General features: G+C 36.2%; 15 protein-coding genes. 8 read left to right on the top strand and 7 right to left on the bottom strand.

Annotation, left to right across the window (positions count from 1 at the left end; translation table 11 throughout):
- Positions 1–10 precede the first annotated feature (10 nt).
- Positions 11–1087: an acyl-CoA dehydrogenase family protein gene (locus BMY50_RS04095; RefSeq protein ID WP_093318681.1), complete on the top strand. Its 1077-nt coding sequence runs from the start codon at positions 11–13 to the stop codon at positions 1085–1087.
- Positions 1088–1256: 169 nt separating this feature from the next.
- Positions 1257–3470 (top strand): glycosyltransferase family 4 protein, encoded by a 2214-nt coding sequence (locus BMY50_RS04090; RefSeq protein WP_093318676.1) that lies wholly within the window; start codon positions 1257–1259, stop codon positions 3468–3470.
- On the opposite strand, the gene BMY50_RS04085 is transcribed toward BMY50_RS04090, so the two are convergent.
- From BMY50_RS04085 to BMY50_RS04075, 3 genes are all read right to left on the bottom strand, one after another.
- Positions 3457–4938, bottom strand: coding sequence for a glycoside hydrolase family 130 protein (locus tag BMY50_RS04085; RefSeq protein WP_093318675.1), 1482 nt, complete (start codon positions 4936–4938; stop codon positions 3457–3459). The genes BMY50_RS04090 and BMY50_RS04085 overlap by 14 nt on opposite strands.
- A gap of 287 nt (positions 4939–5225) precedes the next feature.
- Positions 5226–5555, bottom strand: coding sequence for a YegP family protein (locus BMY50_RS04080; RefSeq protein ID WP_093318673.1), 330 nt, complete (start codon positions 5553–5555; stop codon positions 5226–5228).
- A gap of 219 nt (positions 5556–5774) precedes the next feature.
- A complete protein-coding gene (locus BMY50_RS04075; protein ID WP_093318672.1) occupies positions 5775–6665 on the bottom strand; it encodes a DMT family transporter in 891 nt (296 codons plus the stop codon).
- A 111-nt stretch (positions 6666–6776) separates the two neighbouring features.
- Here BMY50_RS04075 and BMY50_RS04070 point away from each other — a divergent pair, with 111 nt between their 5' ends.
- The 4 genes from BMY50_RS04070 to BMY50_RS04055 all read left to right on the top strand — a co-directional run bounded on the left by BMY50_RS04070 (position 6777) and on the right by BMY50_RS04055 (position 14949).
- Complete coding sequence (locus tag BMY50_RS04070; RefSeq protein WP_093318670.1) at positions 6777–7190, top strand: hypothetical protein; 414 nt, start codon at positions 6777–6779, stop codon at positions 7188–7190.
- A gap of 84 nt (positions 7191–7274) precedes the next feature.
- Complete coding sequence (locus BMY50_RS04065; protein WP_093318668.1) at positions 7275–11660, top strand: CusA/CzcA family heavy metal efflux RND transporter; 4386 nt, start codon at positions 7275–7277, stop codon at positions 11658–11660.
- Between the two features lie 33 nt (positions 11661–11693).
- Positions 11694–12923 carry an efflux RND transporter periplasmic adaptor subunit gene (locus BMY50_RS04060; RefSeq protein WP_162276530.1) on the top strand — a complete coding sequence of 410 codons (1230 nt, stop codon included), beginning with the start codon at positions 11694–11696 and terminating at the stop codon, positions 12921–12923.
- A 46-nt stretch (positions 12924–12969) separates the two neighbouring features.
- A complete protein-coding gene (locus tag BMY50_RS04055) occupies positions 12970–14949 on the top strand; it encodes a heavy metal translocating P-type ATPase (protein ID WP_238383655.1) in 1980 nt (659 codons plus the stop codon).
- Positions 14950–14967: 18 nt separating this feature from the next.
- Here BMY50_RS04055 and BMY50_RS04050 read toward each other — a convergent pair whose 3' ends face one another.
- Positions 14968–15690 (bottom strand): DUF3307 domain-containing protein, encoded by a 723-nt coding sequence (locus BMY50_RS04050; protein ID WP_093318660.1) that lies wholly within the window; start codon positions 15688–15690, stop codon positions 14968–14970.
- A 2-nt stretch (positions 15691–15692) separates the two neighbouring features.
- A complete protein-coding gene (locus tag BMY50_RS04045; RefSeq protein WP_093318659.1) occupies positions 15693–16304 on the bottom strand; it encodes a SatD family protein in 612 nt (203 codons plus the stop codon).
- 141 nt (positions 16305–16445) lie between these two features.
- Between BMY50_RS04045 and BMY50_RS04040 the strand changes: the two genes are divergently transcribed.
- Complete coding sequence (locus BMY50_RS04040) at positions 16446–16931, top strand: hypothetical protein (RefSeq protein WP_093318656.1); 486 nt, start codon at positions 16446–16448, stop codon at positions 16929–16931.
- Positions 16932–17810: 879 nt separating this feature from the next.
- On the opposite strand, the gene BMY50_RS04035 is transcribed toward BMY50_RS04040, so the two are convergent.
- Entirely contained in the window at positions 17811–19136 is a 1326-nt protein-coding gene (locus BMY50_RS04035) for a M23 family metallopeptidase (protein WP_093318654.1), read from the bottom strand.
- Positions 19137–19354: 218 nt separating this feature from the next.
- On the opposite strand from BMY50_RS04035, the gene BMY50_RS28295 reads away from it, so the two are divergent.
- Positions 19355–19708, top strand: coding sequence for a hypothetical protein (locus tag BMY50_RS28295; protein WP_202907731.1), 354 nt, complete (start codon positions 19355–19357; stop codon positions 19706–19708).
- Positions 19709–20032: 324 nt separating this feature from the next.
- Here BMY50_RS28295 and BMY50_RS04025 read toward each other — a convergent pair whose 3' ends face one another.
- Positions 20033–20575 (bottom strand): TetR/AcrR family transcriptional regulator, encoded by a 543-nt coding sequence (locus BMY50_RS04025; protein ID WP_093318652.1) that lies wholly within the window; start codon positions 20573–20575, stop codon positions 20033–20035.
- Positions 20576–20675 lie beyond the last annotated feature (100 nt).

Here is a 20675-nt window from a genome sequence, read left to right as displayed (position 1 = left end):
ATACAAAGAAATGGAAATACCTGAAAATCTGATAGAAAAACTACGTGGCCAAACATTTCTTTCTGAGAAAATGGAAAGACTTACCGACGAGCAGTTAGCCGTTATATACGAGCAAAAATGGTTTAAACTGTTCGTGCCCAATGAATTTGGCGGATTAAACCTTTCTCTACCGCAGGGTTTAATGTTAGAGGAATCGCTTGCAAAAATCGATGGAAGTTTAGGCTGGACAATCACTTTATGCAGTGGTGCCACTATGTTTGTTGGGTATTTAAATCAGGATATTGCCAAAGACTTATTTTATGATACGAAAGTTTGTTTTGGCGGAAGTGGACGAGCATCCGGTAAAGCCGAAATAATTCAAGATGGTTATTTAATTTCAGGCAAGTGGCAATATGCAACCGGAGCTCTTCACAATACTGTTTTTACAGCTAACTGTGAACTGGTTGAAGACAACAAAACCTTATTAAATCATGATGGTACACCCATTATTAAATCATTTATGTTTTTAAGGCAAGAGGTAGAATTGATTCAGGATTGGAAAGCTATGGGATTAAAAGCGACCTCCAGTGATACTTTTAGTGTAAAGAATTTAAAGGTAAAAAAAGATCGAGCATTTGAAATAAACACGCAATATACAACCCTCAATAACGTCATTTATCGTTATCCATTTAAGCAATTTGCGGAAACAACACTTGCTGTTAATACATTGGGTATGACGTTAAGGTTTTTAGAACTCTGCGGCGAAATCTTAACAAACAAACAGCGAACTGTAAACAACCGGGATCAAACGTTTATAAAAACACATAAGGAGCTTCTTTTGGACGCTAAGAGTGAATTATTTGAACAAAGGAAATCATTTTACGCAGCAGTAAACAAATCATGGCTACAACTAGCAGAAACTAATTTTATAGAAGAAGATTTACTTGAAATTATTTCTACTACAAGCCGTATATTAGTTAAAACCGCGCTCAAGTGGGTATCACAATTATACCCTTATTGCGGTATGTCGGCCGCCAAACCGAGTGAGGAAATCAATAGAGTATGGCGAAATATATTTACGGCTAGTCAGCATAGTATTTTTCTTTAATACAATATTTTCTCTTCATATAACCTTTATACTTAAAACAATTGTCTGTTAAAATGGCTTTATAGGATAACATCCTTTTAGAAGAATACTATGTTCAATCTTGATAAGAGATTTTAAAATGGGCAACGTTTTCTAACTGGATGCTAATATTCATTTACTATCCATTTTTATGAAGGTTGTATATATAAGTACATATGTGCCAAGAGAGTGCGGTATAGGTACTTTTACCAATAATTTGTTAGAATCAGCTAAAAATATAATACAAGAAGTTGATATAGATTACGAGGTTGTTGCTATCAATGATGCAGGCCAACTATATCAATATCCACCAGAAGTTAAGTTCATCATACAACAGGAAAATCAGGAAGAATATCTAACTGCTTCAGATTATATTAATGATACTGCAAATTGTTGCGTTCTAGAACATGAGTATGGAATTTTCGGTGGGCAAAGTGGTATATATATTCTACCACTACTGAGCAGATTGCGTATTCCACTTGTTGTAACGCTTCATACGGTTCTTGAAAAACCCTCTTATAATGAACGCGCTGTTCTAACGGAAATCTGTAAAATGGCTTCGTCCGTAGTAGTAATGAGTAATAAGGCTATCGGACTTTTGCAAAGAGTATATAATGTTCCTATAGAGAAGATCATTTACATTCCTCATGGAGTGCCCGTATTTCATCAACAACAAGTAGCAGCCAAAGAGGATCTCAATTTAATGAATAAAGAGATTTTACTGACATTTGGATTTATCGGTCGTAATAAAGGTATTGAAACGGTTATAAAGGCCCTTCCAAAAGTAATCAGCAGATTTCCGAATATTCGTTACATTGTACTCGGGAAAACACATCCAAATGTTTTGAAACACTCTGGAGAGGAATATAGAGCCTATCTTGAAAATCTTGTCGATCAATTGTCGTTAAATAAACATGTTTTATTTATTAATGAATTTATCGATCAAGAAGGTTTATTAAGCTATTTATCCGCATGTGATATTTATATAACACCTTATATAAATGAAGCGCAAATTACAAGTGGAACACTATCATATGCTATTGGGGCTGGGGCTGCGGTTTTATCTACTCCATATTGGCACGCTAAGGAATTATTAAAAGATGGAAAAGGTAGATTATTTGGTTTTAAAGATATAGATGGTTTAAGCTCTTTATTAACAGAGTTATTAGGTGATCCAACGAAGCTAAAAGAACTGAGAGAAACTGCTAGCTATTATGGGCAGCAAATAACATGGCCAAAAGTAGCTGAAAAATATATAAATATTTTCAACAGTACTGTCAATGCTGTTCATATTCATACACCAAAAAAGAGCGTTGAGTTGAATTTAGAAAAACTTCCTGCTTTTAGCCTAGAACATATCAAGCGATTAACAAATCATGTGGGTATTATTCAGCATGCTACCTACGCGCTTCCAAATTATAAAGAAGGATATTGCTTGGACGATAACGCAAGGGCTCTTCTTATTTCACTAATGGCTTATAAGGAATATAAAGATCCGATGGCTTTAAGTTTGATGCCAACTTACTTGGGTTACATTCATTATATGCAACGAACGGATGGGAAATTTCAAAATTTTCTGAGTTTTAATAATGGGTTCTTAGATAAAATAGGCTCAGAAGATTCTTTCGGAAGAGCGATCTGGGCCCTTGGTTACCTATTTAATACCGCACCGTGTGATGGTTATTATCAGTTAGGAAACGAAATGTTCTTTAAGGCCGTCCAGAATTTTGATTCTTTACGTTCTATCAGAGGCATCGCTTATACAATTATTGGAATATGTTTTTATCTTGAGTATAACCCTAATGATGAAGGTATGATAGAACGAATGAGAAATTTGATCCAACAGATAATAAACGAGTATAATATAAGTGCTACTGAAAGGTGGCATTGGTTTGAGCCATTATTGGCTTACGACAATGCCATTTTACCTCTTTGTTTATTGCAGTCGGCTAAATTTTTAAATGATGATACTATTATATCAATAGGCTTAAAAACAATGACTTTCCTAGAAAATATAATATTAAAAAATGGCTATTTGTCTATTGTCGGAAATCAAAAATGGTATCATAAAGATAAGAATATAAGTAAATTTGGACAGCAACCTTTGGATGTGCTTGCAACCGTGCTTATGTTCGATCAAGCCTTTCAATTAACAGGGCAAAAAGAATATCTTGAAAAAATGTATATTTCTTTTATGTGGTTTTTTGGTGAAAATGATCTTCGCATTTCACTTTATGATTATGAAACGAAAGGTTGTTGCGATGGACTTGAAAACTACGGTGTAAATAGGAATCAAGGAGCAGAAAGCACACTCTCATATTTAATAGCCTATACCACGGTTCATAAAACCTTTAATAACCTCTAGCAGATATCTTTATTTCATTAATTAACTCATTAATAGCTATCGTTGCGTAAGTAGAGGCATGGTCTGACATGGCATAGGGTAAAATCAAGTGATCATTGTGAATCATTGACCCACAGGAATATACTACATTTGGTACGTATCCTTCGCGTTCCTTATCGTTGGGACTCAATAACGGAAGTGTCATTCTGCCAATCTCTTGTTCTGGATTATTAAGATCATACAACGATGCCCCTAATACATATTCTCTCATCGGGCCAACCCCGTGAGTAATAACCAACCAACCGTCACTCGTTTCTAATGGCGATCCACAATTTCCTAATTGAACAAATTCCCAAGGGTGTTGCGGTGTTTGCATGAGTTTAGCAGGCTCACGCCATACATTAATCGTATCTGAAAACGCGATGTAATTGTTTTCCCCATCCATTCTACATAGCATGGCGTATTTTCCATTGACTTTTCTGGGGAAAAGCGCTATACCCTTATTCTGCGCAATTTCACCGTGAAAAGGAAGTACTTTGAAATGATAAAAATCATCTGTTATTAATAACTTAGGTAGAATAGTAACACCATCATAAGCTGTATAAGTAGCGTAATACATAATACTACCGTCATCTTCTTGAAATTTGACAAAACGGGCATCTTCAATTCCTCTCTTTTCGGTGTCAGCAATTGGGAAAATGACCCGCTCAGAAATTGAAGTATCCAATGAAAAAGTCATCTCATAATGCGATGAAGCTAACCACATCACTTCTTGCAATAATACTTGGCCCTCTTGATCTAAAGTTGTCTCTCTTCTGGTTTCTTCCACATACCTTTTTAACTCTTCATAGGTAAAGGTATCGGTAAATTTATCAGATATCACATCATATATTGGACCTTGGGTGCAATGCATTTCATGAAGCTTTTTCAGAAAACTTTTTTTGTGATATCGATGGTTTTTTATGCGTATTGGCTTATCAAGCATATTGCCCACATGTTCCAGTTTTATATTAAGATCTTTATCAATGATGGCCGATCTAAAGACGATAGAGGAGACGTGACCTTCACCTGTTGCTCTAAAGCTCAGGATGATTCTTTTCTCGCCACTGGCAAGTTGCGTTTGATCTAAATCTTCTACAATTGAAGGATTGAAGAAAGCGGCAGCTTCTATCGAATATTCCATTGTAAAATAGGAACCAATTAAAAGTTTTTGTACTTGAGTTAAGGAGGCAGGATCAATCTTTAAAACCTCAAAACATGCTGTTAAACGGTTAAAGTGTCTTTCGAAAGTATCGACTATGCTTCTGTGTCTTTTTGCATATCCCCGGAGCACTTGCCCCAATGTCTCTTTTTGTTGGTTTTCTGGAAGGCTAAGTATCCTAGATATTATTTTTATGCTACGCGCTTCATTAATAAAAAAAAAACGAGTAATTATTCGTTTGGAATCTGGCTGAAAAAAAATATTTTTTCTAATAACATTTACTGACATAAAAAGTAGTTTTCTGTAGATTATATTTTCAGAGGTATAATATTCTTCTCAAATAAAGTTAACACTTTTTCTTTTAAGAACAGGAAATATACAAAGTATATGTTTGGATTTGTTTCTAATTGATGAGCTGATGTTGATCGTATTGCGTTCAAAAACAAAAACGTGATAGAGAAGAAAATTAGCTATAAGAAATAAAAAAGTCATGCATTTACCAATTGGCAAATACATGACTTTAAATAATAGATAGTAATTTATCTGTAAAAAATTGCCTGAATTTCTATTAGTGTTTAATCCTCGTCAATTATCGAAGCATCAGGTGCATTCTTCTTAACGGAGTTAATACCATTATCACGTCCAGAGGTGGATTCATACATTTCGCTGGTACCAATTATTTGACCATTACGAGCTTTCAGATTAAAAAAGTACTTTCCATTACTGGATTGTTTACTATCATACCGTTCGTCTACCTTAGCATTTTCCTTTACAGAGGAAATACCATTAGTACAAGCAGATTTAGTAGTATACTGTTCACTTGAAAGAATAACCTGGCCGTTGTCAGCCTTTAGATTAAAATGAAATTGGCCGTTTTTAGCTGTTTTAATAACAAATTTTCCCATAACAATAAGTTTATTATTTAACAAACATAATAATTAAGTTATTTATTACCAATGTCTTTTATAGTTTTTTATTTCTCAAACTTAAGTTGATGATGTACACTATGATGTTATACACTATATTTAAGCAGCTCTCCAAATATTAGCTGACATCCATAATGATAATTGATAGAGGTATAAACGATATGAAAAATCTTTGAAATAAAACAATACGAATACACCTCATTTATTACTAAAATTTTTTCTCTGAACGGTATATAGTCCTAAAATCACTAAAGAAACACCTAGAATTGTAAAAACATTTATAGGTTCATTCATAAAGAGCCACGCCATTATAAACCCAAAAATGGGACAAAGAAAAAGCCAAAAGGAAGATCTAATTGCATCCTCTTTTATTAGATAGAGCCATAATTGAACGGCTCCAATAGAAACAATTATAGCCAACCAAATAACAGCTCCTAAAAATTTGGTATTGAATTCATTTAAAGTAGTGTCGTAGTAAAAAAGCATTAAAGGTAACAATAGAACTCCCCCAAGTATCGTTTGCCAACCGTTGATAGTAAGGATGTGCAAATCTGCCCAATATTTTCTCGAAAAATAAACAGAACCAAAAGAATAAGATAACATACTTAACAGTAATAACATCAGCCCGATAGTTGAAGCATAACTTTTCAAAAGTAAAGGATATGAAGCTATCATAATTCCTATTAAACACAATCCAAGGCTGAGAATCGTTTCCCTTTTTATCTTTTGTTGATATACTATCGCGGATATAATGCTAACAAAGACGGGGCTGGTAGCAGGGAACAATGAGCCAAGGCCGGCTGAAACGTGCTGCATGGCTAGTACATAAAGTCCTAGGTAAACGCCGATATTTAAAACACCATAAATAAAGAGTTGTCTCCATTCTTTGCCAGAAGGAAGTCTATGACGGAAAATAACATGTGTTAAAAAAACCATGATAGTACCCGCAATTACAAAACGGACAATTGCCAGTACAAAAGGCTGTGAAGCTTCCAGACCCCACTTCGTAGCTATGGAAGCTGATGACCAAAGTATGGCAAAAATAACACCGGTAATAATATACCTTCCTTGCTTAAATAATGTTTTCATGATTGGTATGGGGGCTCATCTATCTATAACTTAAAATATTTAAAATTCGGCTCGCTTTTTGCTAAAATGATGAATATTTGATAGCTTTACAGCAATAGCTAAAGATTAGCGATGGCAATATTAAAGAAAATTAGCATTATATATTTTTTTATTTGGATAGTGATTCCGAAAGATGCTATTTTGTTCTTTGTATCTGTCCCTGCTCATTTTTCTCATCACCTACTTGAGCATGGACAAGTGTCTTTACTTAGCTTTATCGATGAACATATTCAAGGTGCTGAAAACCATCCGTCTGATGAGCATGCTCATGAACGTAAATTTCCATGTGATCATCACCATTCCGAAAGTTGTGGATATTCGATACAGCTTTTAAAAATGGTTTCCTCGGCATATGACTGGTCTTTTCTAAATTATCAGATCGTCAAGCATATTATTCCTTTCAACATATACTTCCCCAACGAACCCCGATTTAGTATTTGGCAGCCGCCTCAACAAGAAATGCTATTCTCTTTTAGGATAGTGTAGCATTGGACCTATCGGGTCTGATGTAATTCTTTTTTCATTACACACTATCCTGTTTTAATATTTCTTGGATTTTAAGTGTAATTTATGTTAAATAAAATCATTCTTTTCAGCATAAAGAATAAGCTGATAGTTGGCGTCTTTACGTTGGCGCTTGTAGGATGGGGCATCTGGTCTGCCAGTAAACTTCCTATAGATGCATTGCCTGATATTACCAATAATCAGGTACAGATTATTACCAGTACACCCAGTCTCGCTGCACAAGAAGTGGAGCGTTCGGTAACTTTTCCTATCGAACAGTCGGTCGCTACTGTTCCAAAATTGGTCGAAATGCGCAGTATCAGTCGTTTTGGCCTTTCTGTTATAACGGTTGTTTTTGACGAATCCGCAGATATCTATTGGGCAAGGCAACAGATCAGCGAAAGGTTAAAGGGGGCTCAAGGTCAAATTCCGTTAGAAATTGGAGAACCCACTCTTGGTCCCATTAGTACTGGCTTAGGAGAGATATACCAATACGTTATTCATCCAAAGCCAGGTAGTGAGCGAAAGTATTCAACTACCGATCTTCGAACGATGCAAGATTGGATTGTAGCGCGACAACTATATGGTACACCCGGCGTAGCGGAGGTGAATGGTTTCGGTGGAATATTGAAACAGTATGAAGTAGCTATAAAACCAGATCAACTTCGGGCACAACGTATCAGCATTGCCGAGATATTCGCTGCACTGCAAAATAATAATGAGAATACAGGAGGAGCTTATATAGATAAAAAACCAAATGCCTATTACATACGCTCTCTTGGCCTCGCTAATAGCTTAGAAGATGTCGGAAACATCGTAATAAAGAAGAATAATGAAGGTATTCCTGTGCTCATCAAGGATGTTGCCACACCGAGGTTCGGCGGGGCTGTAAGATATGGGGCGTTGACTTACAATGGTGAACGTGAAGCAGTAGGTGGTGTTGTTATGATGTTGAAGGGATCAAATAGTGCAGAAGTAGTTCAGTCTGTTAAAAACCGTATGATTACTATCCAAAAGTCACTTCCCGAAGATGTGGTTATAGAAGCCTATTTAGACCGTACAGATTTAGTAACACGAGCAATCAATACAGTAAGAAATAATCTAATAGAAGGTGCGTTGATTGTCATTTTTGTTTTGGTTATATTCTTAGGTAATCTACGGGCAGGCTTCATTGTAGCATCGGCCATTCCATTATCAATGCTTTTTGCACTCTCACTTATGAATATTTTTGGTGTAAGTGCTAATCTCATGAGTTTAGGAGCAATCGATTTCGGTTTAATTGTAGATGGTGCAGTCATTGTTGTTGAGGCTACGATACACCATTTAGGTCTAAGGAAGTCAATTAAGACGCTAAGTCAATCAGAAATGGATAACGAAGTATATGAATCGGCGGTGAAAATCAGAACCAGCGCTGCCTTTGGAGAGATCATTATACTGATGGTTTACATCCCGATCCTAACACTTAGTGGCATAGAGGGTAAGATGTTTCGTCCAATGGCCCAAACCGTAAGTTTCGCTATCATAGGAGCATTAATACTCTCGATGACCTATATACCTATGATGTGTGCCCTATTTCTTTCGAAAAAACCTATTGTCAAAAAGAGTTTTTCAGATAAAATGATGGTAAAGATTCAGCACTTTTATACCCCTTTACTTAAAGGTGCACTACGCATGAAGTATGGAGTATTGATAGCTACAGTATTGGTGTTTGCAGGAGTAGCCTATTTATTTTCTAAAATGGGTGCCGAATTCATTCCTCAATTAAAGGAGGGCGATTTTGCATTTCAATGTGTTCTGCCTCAAGGAGCGTCCTTATCTCAAAGTATCGAAACATCCATGAAAGCCGCTCGAATTATAAAATCATTTGACGAAGTTAAAATGGTGGTAGGAAAAACGGGTTCTGCAGAAGTACCAACAGACCCTATGCCGCCGGAGGCATCAGATATGATGGTTATACTAAAAGACCAGCAGGAGTGGAATAGCGGGCGAACGTATGACCAGCTGGCTGCGGATATGGAAGAAGCATTGAAATTGCTGCCTGGAGTATACATGGAGGCGAATCAGCCCATACAGATGCGTTTCAATGAGCTGATGACTGGGATCAGGCAAGATGTGGCAGTGAAAATATTTGGCGAAGATATGGATGTTCTTGCAGCATATTCAAAAAGAGTAGCCGCTAGTATCGCTTCCATACCTGGCGTTTCAGGTGTAATTCCAGAACCAACAACTGGTTTACCACAGATTACCGTTGAATATAATTATGACCAAATTGCACGTTATGGAGTGACCATAAAAGACTTAAATACTACTTTAAGCACTGCTTTTGCTGGAGCAACCGCGGGACTAATTTATGAGAACGAACGCAGATTTGATCTCGTAGTTCGGTTAGACAGCACCGCCAAACAAGGTATTGAAGATGTACAAAATTTATTTGTTTCTATTCCTGGTGGTGGGCAGGTTATGCTTTCGCAGTTGGCCAATATCGCCTTCAAAGAAGGCCCAGCACAAATAAGTCGAGATGATGCCAAAAGACGCATTGTGGTCGGTTTTAATGTAGTTGGTCGTGATGTGCAAAGTGTGGTAGATGATATAAAGGCAAAACTAAACGCCGATCTGAAGCTTCCTGAGGGTTATTTTTATACCTTCGGTGGGCAATTCGAGAATCTGCAAGAGGCAAAATCCCGATTGATGATTGCGGTGCCAATTGCCTTGGCTATGATCTTTACATTGTTGTTCTTTACGTTCGGCTCAGTAAAAGAATCTATTCTCATATTTACAGCTATTCCGATGTCCACAATTGGAGGAATGCTTGCGCTTGAATTGCGTGGAATGCCTTTCAGTATCTCAGCAGGAGTAGGTTTTATTGCTTTATTTGGAGTGGCTGTTCTCAATGGAATCGTTTTAATCAGTACTTTCAACCAGATAAAAAAGTCGGGCCATACGAATATTCTCCGAAGAATCTTGGAAGGTACATCGATAAGATTAAGACCCGTTTTGATGACCGCCACCGTTGCTTCCTTGGGCTTTCTTCCCATGGCTCTTTCATCTGGCGCTGGAGCGGAAGTGCAAAAACCCTTAGCTACTGTAGTGATTGGAGGGTTGGTATCGGCAACATTTTTAACATTATTTGTAATCCCAATTCTCTACTTTCTTTTTTATTCCACAGGGAGAAAAGCCATTACCCGCATGGCGAATAGTTTTATCCCGATAATATGCTTAACGGTTGTGGGTTTAACCATGATCCCCAAAACAACCTATGCACAACAGATAGCAGCTGAAAGGGAGATTGATTTACAAGCGGCAATTGAACTGGCATTAAAGAATAATCCTGGGCTAAAAGAGGCAAATTTAAATGTTCTACAACAGAGTGCGTTAGAAAAAACAGCCTTCGATCCGGGAAATCTGGCTATTTCGATAGCTCAATCTCCACTTGAAGGTGTAAGTCCTGATAATAACATTGGTGTTGGTCAAACTTTTAGCTTTCCAACTGTATATGTCAGAAAAACAAGGCTACTGAAAGAGCAAACCAATTTAGAAAGAAAGCGCGTAGATATTACTTCAAACGAATTAATTAAAGATGTTCGAGTAGCTTTTTCAAATCTTCTTTTCGCCAATCAATCGCTTGTTTTATGGGAAAAGCAGGATAGTATATTAAACGAATTTCTAAAAATTGCAGGGTTACGACACAAAACGGGCGAAACCTCTAAAACAGAATTGCTTGCAGCAACAAACCGCTATCGTCAATTACAGTTATGGAAGCAACAGGCACAGGCCTATAAGGTAGTCGCACTACAAGAAATGAAAAAACTTTTAAACAGCGAGTTCATTTACGATACGCCTAAGAAAGGGCGATTCAAAATGGAGTTGGAAAAGTTAACAGATACAGCATTCATTAAAAGTAATCCCTTATTGTTGTTTGCGGCTCAACAACTAAAATTGAGCGAAGAAAATTTAAAAGTGCAACGAACGAGCATTTTACCAGACATTACCTTAGGGTATCAACAACAACTGATTTTTGCGAATTGGAACCCAGAAGGAATCGATAAATCTTATGGTCAAAATACGCGAATAGCTGGGGTTTCTTTTGGAATTACTATTCCTGTGTTCAATATGAATGCACAGAAAGCTAGAGTAAAAGCTGCCAAATTAGCTACTGAAGCTTCCACCTATAACTATGAGCAGACCTTAATGAATATGAAAACTTCTTATCTGCAACAATTGAGTTATTACCGACAGCTTAGATCAGCAGTTGAATTTTACGAATCTGGAGGACTGGAAGAAGCAAATGAGTTGATTTCCTCATCAAGGCTCGGTTATCGAAAAGGCGAAATTGATTACATTGCCTATACGCAAAATATCGAACAGGCCTTTAATACACATTTGCAATATTTAGAGACGCTCAATAAATATAATCAATCTATAATATCGCTCAATTATTTGATAGGTAAATAATTCAAAATGATAAGTTCAATAAAAGATATAAACATGAAGACAATTGCAATAATGGGATGTTTTTTCATGATTCCATTCCTAATTTCTTGTCAGCTCAGTACTGCTGATAAAGAGAATAAAAAATCTCCTAAAGAGACAAGCCCGATAGCCGAAACAACACATACAGATACCACGGAACAGCAAGAAGATATTAGTATCTATGAAGACCAATTAAAAGCCATAGATGGTAAGATTGGCCTTATAGAGCGGAAAAACTTAAAAAATGGCTTGCAAGCTGTGGGCTTTATCAGAGTGCATAATCAAGACAAAGCCTCTGTAACATCCCTATATGGAGGAAGAATTCAAGCAATCTATATTTCACCTGGTGCAATCGTTAGAAAAGGACAATTGTTGGCAACATTGGTAAATCCTCAGATCATTTCCCTACAGGAAGAATATCTTACATTAATAAACAATTTAGATTTGACAAAGATTGAGTTGGAAAGACAAGATGAGTTGATGCGAGGAAATGCAGGCGCGCTTAAGAACTACCAAAACATAAAGTCGCAATTCACGCAGCAAAAAATACGAAAAGCTTCCATCCAAAAGCAATTAGCACTAGCAGGCATTAATGCGAACAAGCTAACTGCTGAGAATATCCGAGCAACAATCAGTTTGGTAGCACCTATCAGTGGTACAATTTCCAATATTCAAATGGAAATCGGTGGTAATGCCGATGCAGGAGCCGTAATGGCCAATATCATTAATAATGCCGAAGTAGATTTAGATATCTATATTTATGAAAAGGATATTGATAAGGTTCGAGTTGGACAGGAAGTAACGTTTAGTTTGTCTAATAATCCATCTAAAATAGGACAGGCAATCGTCGATAAAGTAGGAAGTTCATTTGAAGGTGAAAATAAGGCGATAGCCATTCATGCCCGAATAGTCGAAAACAAAAATGGCTTAATAGATGGGATGGGTGTAAACGTAGTGGTGGGTACAGGCAGTCAACTAGTAAGTGCAATCCCAACGGAAGGAATTGTGAATAAAGAGGGTAAAAACTATTTATTTTATGTAGCAAAGCAAAAAGTTAACAGGCGTGAAAATAAAACAGTAATTGAATACATCTTTAAACGCGCCCAAATTAAAAAAGGCGTTTCATCCTTGGGATATACGCAAGTGATTCCGTTAGATCCGATCCCCAACAACGTAAAAGTTGCCACCTCGGGAGCTGTTTTTATACAAGCAAAAATGGATGGTGGTAACACCCATAGTCACTAGCTGTCGCTCATATTCCTTATATATGACCTCTTCTTATTTTAAAGATATGGAAACACCAAATAAGCATCATCATCAACAAACATTATTCCGTAACAGCGAATTACTTTTCGCCCTGTGTTCCGGGTTAGCACTAGGTATAGGATACATCTTAGCCACCCTGACATCCGCATCAGCGGGTGTTAACCTATTTTGCTTTTTAACAGCGTATTTTTTTGGTGGTTTTTTTACTGCAAAAGATGCTATCAAAACAATTGCTAAGGGAGGTTTTGAAATAGACTTTCTAATGCTGGCAGCCGCTATTGGCGCAGCTTTTTTAGGCAAATGGGCCGAAGGAGCCCTTTTACTATTTCTCTTTAGCTTAGGGCATGCTCTGGAACATTATGCTATGGGAAAAGCTAAAAAATCTATAGAAGCCCTAACAGATTTAGCACCGCCAACGGCCCTTCTCATAAGGGCGAATAATAAGGAGCTGGAAGTTCCTATAGAAGATCTCCAGATAGGAGACACCATACTTATTAAACCAAACAGTAAGATACCTGCCGATGGTCTTGTGGTAAAAGGGGAAAGTGCCGTCAATCAGGCTCCTATTACCGGCGAAAGTATGCCGGTTGATAAATCACCCATTGAAGATCCTAAAAAAGATTACTTAAAACAAGCAAACATAGAAGCAAAAAATAGGGTGTTTGCCGGAACGATTAACGGCAATAAGGCTTTAGAGGTTAAGGTTATAAAAAAATCACAGGATTCTACCATTGCAAGACTGATTCAATTGGTAAATGATGCGGAGAGTCAGAAATCTCCAACACAGCTGCTAACAGATCGATTTCAACGCTATTTTGTGCCAGCAGTTTTATTATTAGTGTGTTTGCTTTGTTTTGCTTTTTTGATAGTAGATGAGACTTTCAAAGAAAGTTTTTATAGGGCAATGTCAGTGCTGGTAGCCGCAAGTCCTTGCGCCTTAGCTATTTCTACCCCCAGTGCCGTGTTAAGCGGTGTGGCACGGGCGGCAAAGGGAGGAGTGCTAATAAAAGGGGGTAGGCCACTTGAAGATCTAGGTGCGTTGCAAGCAGTCGCATTTGACAAAACAGGAACATTAACGGAGGGTAAACCGGTCTTAGTTAACACGGTTATATTAAACGATACTAAAGTTTCCGATTTTTATGAAATCGTCATCGCCATGGAGCAGCAAAGTGACCATCCTGTTGCACAGGCAATTGTTAAAGGGTTGCGTGAAAAATCAGCAATTTACCCAACAACCAATGCAACTGAAGTGCAAAGCATCTCAGGCAGAGGGCTTAGCGGAATGGTAAAAGGATCTAAAATATTAATTGGTAACAAAGCACTTTTTTCTGAAGATAAGAATGGGTTACCGGAAGAGTATAAAGAGCAGGTAGAAAAACTGGAAGGCGAGGGGCAAACCGTAATGCTGGTAAAAAAAGACGAGCAATTTTTGGGAATTATTTCGGTGAGGGATAAAACGAGAGAGGGGGCGAGGGAAATGCTCCTAGCTCTTGGCAAATTAGGAATCAAGCGGATGATCATGTTGACAGGCGACAATCAGTCGGTAGCGGATGCTGTTGCAGAAGAAATTGGTATAACCGACCCGTTAGGCGATCTTATGCCCGAAGACAAAGTTAGATCTATTAAAGAGCTCATAAAAACAGAAGGAAAAGTTGCAATGGTTGGTGACGGAGTGAATGATGCCCCAGCTATGGTAAAAAGCACCGTTGGTATAGCGATGGGAGCAGCGGGCTCTGATGTAGCTCTAGAAACGGCGGATATCGCTTTAATGGCTGATAGATTGGAGTCCTTACCTTTTGCTATTGGTCTAAGTCGGAAAACAAAAAAAATTATCAAACAAAATTTGTGGATCAGTTTAGGTGTAGTTGCATTGCTTATCCCACTCACAATTTTTGAAATCGCATCCATCGGTCCAGCAATTATGGCTCACGAAGGCTCTACTTTAATTGTCGTGTTTAATGCATTGAGATTATTAGTTTATAAAAGGAATAATAACGGAGAGTAACCCCAATCAGCTATTAGTTTAAGTAATAGATTTTATTGAAATTTCATATAAAATGCCAATTAATATAGCTATACCGAAGCTCAACAGTGTACCAATCAATACGTATTCTGTGAGCCTTCGGTCTTCTCCCTGCTTTAAATCTCCAAATCTAAAAATAGATTTTGCAGCCAATAAGAAGCCTATTGCTTCGAATCTGCCAATTATAATAAAAATAAATATTAGGAGTCTTTCCAAATTACCAATCCATTTACCAGCATTCTGCAAAGAATCGTTCACCTTCTTTTCCTCATAGTTCTGTGGCGACCATTTAGAAATGGCCATTTTTATAAAAATAGAAGAGGGGCTAGTCAAAAGAAGTAAAGAAACATATAGGAGTATTGCTCTTAAATCAAATAACCAATTAAACTCAAAATGGAAATCTTTGTAAAGTAAGGATACTACCAAAAGTACCAGTATATGCAGTACCTGGTCCGCTAGAAAAATCTCCAATTTCCATTTATTATTTAAAACATAGAGTTTAGCAGTATCTATTAATAAGTGGGTACAGCCTATAAGCAGTGCATAGGGCCAGAAGTGAATATCCCACGAAACCAACAACGACAAAACTGTATGAAGGAGGCAATGGATATATAAATAGGATGACTTAACCTTTTTGACTTCTTTTTGCTTAACAGCTTTAGCCGACTGCAAAAAGAAATCGCCAATTAAATGCGCTATTAATAATTTTATAAAAAGTATCATAGTTAGATAAGTTCATTTATTCTTTTAACAAATAGGTCATTAAGCTCTACAATTTCGGCAACATAGGCTCTGTTAAAGCGCTCGCTGGTTGAAGACTGACTGATACCCAATAAAGCTCCTAGCTCTCTTTGTGACAGCCGTTCATTTTCAAAAAAAGTCTTTACTAAGATAGCCGAATTTTGTGTCCAATTGTCCATAAAAGTTAAAGCTAATTTGAAGTATAGATTAAATTCTTCATTGAACTTTTCACTATTTGTATTTATTGCAAGTTTGATTTTATCCTTCTTTAGTAACTCAAATCTTTCTCCGGAGTTAATATAGGCATCACCATACGATTCGTTAACGTTATTAGCGGTAAAACCTTTTTTTCCAATACCTATTGCTAACCTTACATCCAGCCCTTTCACTGTTTTGATACAGGCTTTAATGTAAAGGGCCGATTTTAATGCATCGGTTGGATTCGAAAGCTCAGCTTGAAAGCTATCACCTCTATATATTTCCCATCGTCCTGTAGTAGACGCTTTATTCAATGAGAACTTGAGTAAATCCTGCCATTCTTTAGGAGAATTTGCACTTCTCGAATTGACGATATCACCTGTTAAAACTGCAATCATTTGATAAAAATCGGTTAATAATCCGATAATTCAAAATATCGGGTTAATATAGAAATGTCATTTTTAAAAATTTAATACTTTTACAGAACAGAAATATAAATTATCATGATAAAAAATACAATTTCAATACTATTTGTTTGCATGGCACTAATATCTGCTTGTTCAAAGAAGGAGTTGAGTAAGGAAGATGCACTCGCCCTCTTACAAAAAAAAGGAAATTATCCGAATACGCACAGCTATCAGATCTATTTTAAAGATTCTGAAGACGGAAGGAAAATGTTAGACGCTGGCTTGGAGAAAGAAGGGTTGGTTAACGTACAGCGTAATAGAAAAACAGGCGACAATAATGGAGCAGTTATTGAATTTACCGATTTAGCTAAACCGCATTTACTGCCTCCAGATAAGGGACAGCTAAGTTCGGTCCAAAAAGTTAAGCTAGCAGATGAAGTATTAGATCAGATTATACAACTAACGTTCAATCAAAATAAAGACCGTGCGCAAGTAATCTACACTACTAAATTTGTAAACCAAACGCCATTTACTAAACTAGAGAAAAAAGATTTTACTAAAACGAAAGAACGCCAAGCGGTTTTTGCCTTAACTAAGGAAGGTTGGAAACTTCAATAAAAGCATATTTTTACACCTGAAACAACAATTTAACTAATAAATTATTTTTATATTACCTATGGTCGTTGTAACCTCTTGGTTATCTATTATAGTACCCTTTAGTTTATTTTTTTATAAATATGAAATAAATGTTATAAATATGAAATATATAAAGAGATTTAGTATATTTGTTGTCCCTATGTCTAAGGCCATCCGGCCACTTTTTTTTAATAATAAAAAAAGGCCTCCAATCTCCAGGAGGCCTTTTAAATAGAAAAGAAGCATTTACTAATACCCATCAAATCCTTAATAGTAACAGAGGCTACTACCGCACCAAATGCTGCTGGTATGTAAGACATTGTGCTATAAGTAGATTTTTATAAAATTGGGAAAATTTTAACTTGAATAAAATACAAAGGTATATTGTATTTGTGGCTATCGGATATTATATCCGCGCAACCCGTGTTTAGCTGCTGTTTTCCAAATTTAACTTGTAAATTCTTATATTACCTTTACCTTTATGATCCTTTCAAATACTTATAAAAAAACACGAAATTTCTTCTAAGCGTGAAAATACCAAAGACTAGTTTGCTAGGTGCTTTCTTCTATGTGAGTCCATGGTGAGTCCGTATTGAGTCCAATATGATACTAGGTTTTACATAAAAATACCGGACTTGGCATAGATAAAATCTAGAAAGCCCCTGTAATAAATAAGAAGTAACTAGCGAGAAAGTATTGTTGAGGTGTAAAGATAAATCAAAGACAATATGCATACACATTAGAAATTTGCTGAGTATGTGTACAAAAAAGCGTACAATAAATTAGGAACGAAAATAGAACAAAAAAGCTCCAATTGTCTATATAGAAAATATTTAGGGGTACATAACAAACGCTATGTTTTTATAAAGCAGGCTCACGCTCATCAACTTTCTGGTTATTAGCAGTGAGCTCTTGTTCATTTAACACGTTTAAAGACGACAAAGTTTCCTGTTTTTGCTGTACATTCTTCTTAAAAATCGCTAAATGTTGTTTTTCCAGTGGAATAGTCTCCCGAAAATTTTGCTTTAATGCATCCACCTGTCTACCATCCTTCCAAAACCTGTAACATACATGAGGTCCTGTAGCTAGGCCGGTACTTCCTACATACCCAATTATTTGCCCCTGCTGCACACGTTGTCCTTGTCGAACAGCTCTTTTGCTCATATGCAAATATTGAGTAGTGTAAGTGCCATTGTGTTTAATTTTTACATAGTTTCCATTAAATTTAGAAAACTTAGAATCAAGCACAATGCCATTGCCCGTTGCAATAATAGGAGTGCCGCTAGGAGCAGCGTAATCTGTGCCCAAATGCGCTTTCCAAATTTTCTGAACAGGATGCAAACGCCTTCTTGTATATTTTGAGGTTATTCTACTGAATTTTAATGGAGCTTTCAAAAACATCCTCTTCACACTATTGCCATTTTCATCATAATATTCTCCTTTTGATAAGCTATCAGGTTGAAAATAGAAAGCAGATAATTCTTTACCCTTATGAGAAAAAATAGCTGCTTTTATCCTTCCAGGTCCTACCGGTTTATCTTCTACATATTGTCTTTCATATTGAATTTTAAACCAGTCGTCTTCACTTATGTTATAAAAATCTATTGCCCACCCGTAAATAGAAGCCAATTGCATGGCCAATAGAGGATCACCACCGTTACGTTGTAGCGCATCATAAAGTGAGTTATTAATAGTGCTCGCCAATGTTTCCACTTTTGTTACTACATTCTTTTTACCAGCGTATACATTAAGCGTGTCACGTAAATCATATACTATATAGTCAATGGCATTTGGTTGGTAAATAAAATAAGCGGCCTTTTCAGGTTTATTTTTATAGCTAAGAATCGTATATGGATTACCAGCAGTAATTTTTCTAACATTAAAAATTTTCCTTGATTTTTCAACCAGGTTAGCAATCGCTATTGGATCAACCTGATAATTTTCCAAAATATTTGAAAGGAATTCGTTCCTCTCTATTTTCTTTTGATCAACATTAAATGAATCAATAGCAAGGTTGAATAATTTAGGTGACGGTTGATGTGTTATCTTTTGTTGTTCAGCAGCTATTTTCTGATTGATTTCGTCTCTCGTTGCTTCCGTTTCAAAGCCTGAAAGGAAAACTACTCCTCCAATTAATACAATAAGTAATATCAAAAGTATACTAGCTGTACTTTTTTTAAAATTCATTATTTTATGGTCGGTTTGGATGATTCATTAATTTTTGTCTTAAAGCTTTTAAATATCCACATAATGTATATAAATAACAAAAAAAGAACATATTTATTGTGAAGATAGGACACTTTTTCAAAAAAAAGCAATACTGGTATAGATATTGCATTACCCTAAATAATTAATATATAGACTTTTGAACTATAAAATACATTATTAACTATAAATCAAAGGCAATGGAAATAACAACTACTACCATTCATGAGCTTAAATGGGATTTTCCAGACACCCACGAATTCACTGCAGCAATTACTAATGGAAAAATAACAGAATTGCACTTTCAGGATGTAGGTGATCTGACAACAAGTGATCTTTGCTCCACAAACGAAAAATATTTAAGGAATATTTATAAAGCATTAAAAGGATTGTTTCTTCATTTAGACGAAATACGTAATGTTGGAAATCGCAGCTTTACAGAACAAGATAATGAGATTGTTTTGAACAAGCAGTTAAGAAGAGAAATTAATTCGCTATCATATACACAAGACGAACAAAAGAAATATGAGGAGCCAGTTTTTCTGTTTAAATAATGAAAACGCTACTAGCGTCCAAATAAAGATACCGAAATTATAGCCTTAACTTCGCACTATTCCCTCTGGCTCGAAACAGAGCTTATATTAATAATTTATCAGACAAAATATATACGGGAATTTAGCGTTTAATAATCGAAGGCTTTTAACAAAGGAAAATCGCGAATCTTACTAAATTGAGGACTAGTAAAATTCACGACTTTATATGTATAATTCTTAGTTTTATAATTGATTAGTTAGGCAAATGTAATAGTTAAAACCCAATTACAAAAATATAAATGAAAAATAAGTAAGTGAACACTCACCTTTATGAAGAACACCGTTTTATTGCAAGCCATATTTCGTTTTTATTAGCTCCGCTAGTGCTGCGATGTTTTCCAAATCACCAACGGCCTCTTTCTTCCACATAGTATCAATTATTAATAATAGAAATTGAGTTTCCAGGTCAGGGTTTAACATCCCTAGTTCTGTGAATGCTTTATTAACAATGGTATTAACAGGTTTCATAAAATGATAATGCTGCTGCTTTGAAAAATCGTGATGCGAAAGCCTCTCCTGCAACCGCCAAAAAAGTGGCTCCTCACTAACGAGCTTTCTTGGTAAGTCAATCATGTTTTTCAAAAAAGAACTAGGGTCACTATAAGTGAGCATGCCCTTATTTTGTGCAAGAACTCTTCGGTAACCCGATTTGATAAGATGAAAAAGAAGCTTATCTTTATTCTCAAAATGCTTAAAAATGAGTGCCTCAGAAACATTTGCCTCTTTCGCTATCAATTTTGTTGAAGTATCAGCATAGCCTTTTGCAGAAAACAACAGAAGCGCTGCACTCATTATCTTTTCTCTTCTGTTAGCCCCTGGCTTTTTCATAAATATAGATGCTATTTGTTTCTTAAAATTCGTACAAAGATATTATTTTAAGAAGTTAGTTTAACAATTGAATGTAGAATCCCAAACCCGATACATAATA

The sequence above is a fragment of the Olivibacter domesticus genome (assembly GCF_900109575.1).
Lineage (GTDB): Bacteria > Bacteroidota > Bacteroidia > Sphingobacteriales > Sphingobacteriaceae > Olivibacter > Olivibacter domesticus.
The sequence above is the reverse complement of the archived record's forward strand: the minus strand, read 5'-3'. Positions and strand labels throughout refer to the sequence as shown.

Excerpts from the sequence above, each read along its gene's own strand:
- BMY50_RS04055 (WP_238383655.1), top strand. The coding sequence starts at position 12,970 with ATGGAAACACCAAATAAGCATCATCATCAACAAACATTATTCCGTAAC.
- BMY50_RS04090 (WP_093318676.1), top strand. The coding sequence starts at position 1,257 with ATGAAGGTTGTATATATAAGTACATATGTGCCAAGAGAGTGCGGTATA.
- BMY50_RS04095 (WP_093318681.1), top strand. The coding sequence starts at position 11 with ATGGAAATACCTGAAAATCTGATAGAAAAACTACGTGGCCAAACATTT.
- BMY50_RS04065 (WP_093318668.1), top strand. The coding sequence starts at position 7,275 with ATGTTAAATAAAATCATTCTTTTCAGCATAAAGAATAAGCTGATAGTT.
- BMY50_RS04060 (WP_162276530.1), top strand. The coding sequence starts at position 11,694 with ATGAAGACAATTGCAATAATGGGATGTTTTTTCATGATTCCATTCCTA.
- BMY50_RS04040 (WP_093318656.1), top strand. The coding sequence starts at position 16,446 with ATGGCACTAATATCTGCTTGTTCAAAGAAGGAGTTGAGTAAGGAAGAT.
- BMY50_RS04080 (WP_093318673.1), bottom strand. The coding sequence starts at position 5,555 with ATGGGAAAATTTGTTATTAAAACAGCTAAAAACGGCCAATTTCATTTT.
- BMY50_RS04085 (WP_093318675.1), bottom strand. The coding sequence starts at position 4,938 with ATGTCAGTAAATGTTATTAGAAAAAATATTTTTTTTCAGCCAGATTCC.
- BMY50_RS04075 (WP_093318672.1), bottom strand. The coding sequence starts at position 6,665 with ATGAAAACATTATTTAAGCAAGGAAGGTATATTATTACCGGTGTTATT.
- BMY50_RS04025 (WP_093318652.1), bottom strand. The coding sequence starts at position 20,575 with ATGAAAAAGCCAGGGGCTAACAGAAGAGAAAAGATAATGAGTGCAGCG.
- BMY50_RS04050 (WP_093318660.1), bottom strand. The coding sequence starts at position 15,690 with ATGATACTTTTTATAAAATTATTAATAGCGCATTTAATTGGCGATTTC.
- BMY50_RS04045 (WP_093318659.1), bottom strand. The coding sequence starts at position 16,304 with ATGATTGCAGTTTTAACAGGTGATATCGTCAATTCGAGAAGTGCAAAT.
- BMY50_RS28295 (WP_202907731.1), top strand. The coding sequence starts at position 19,355 with ATGGAAATAACAACTACTACCATTCATGAGCTTAAATGGGATTTTCCA.
- BMY50_RS04070 (WP_093318670.1), top strand. The coding sequence starts at position 6,777 with ATGGCAATATTAAAGAAAATTAGCATTATATATTTTTTTATTTGGATA.
- BMY50_RS04035 (WP_093318654.1), bottom strand. The coding sequence starts at position 19,136 with ATGAATTTTAAAAAAAGTACAGCTAGTATACTTTTGATATTACTTATT.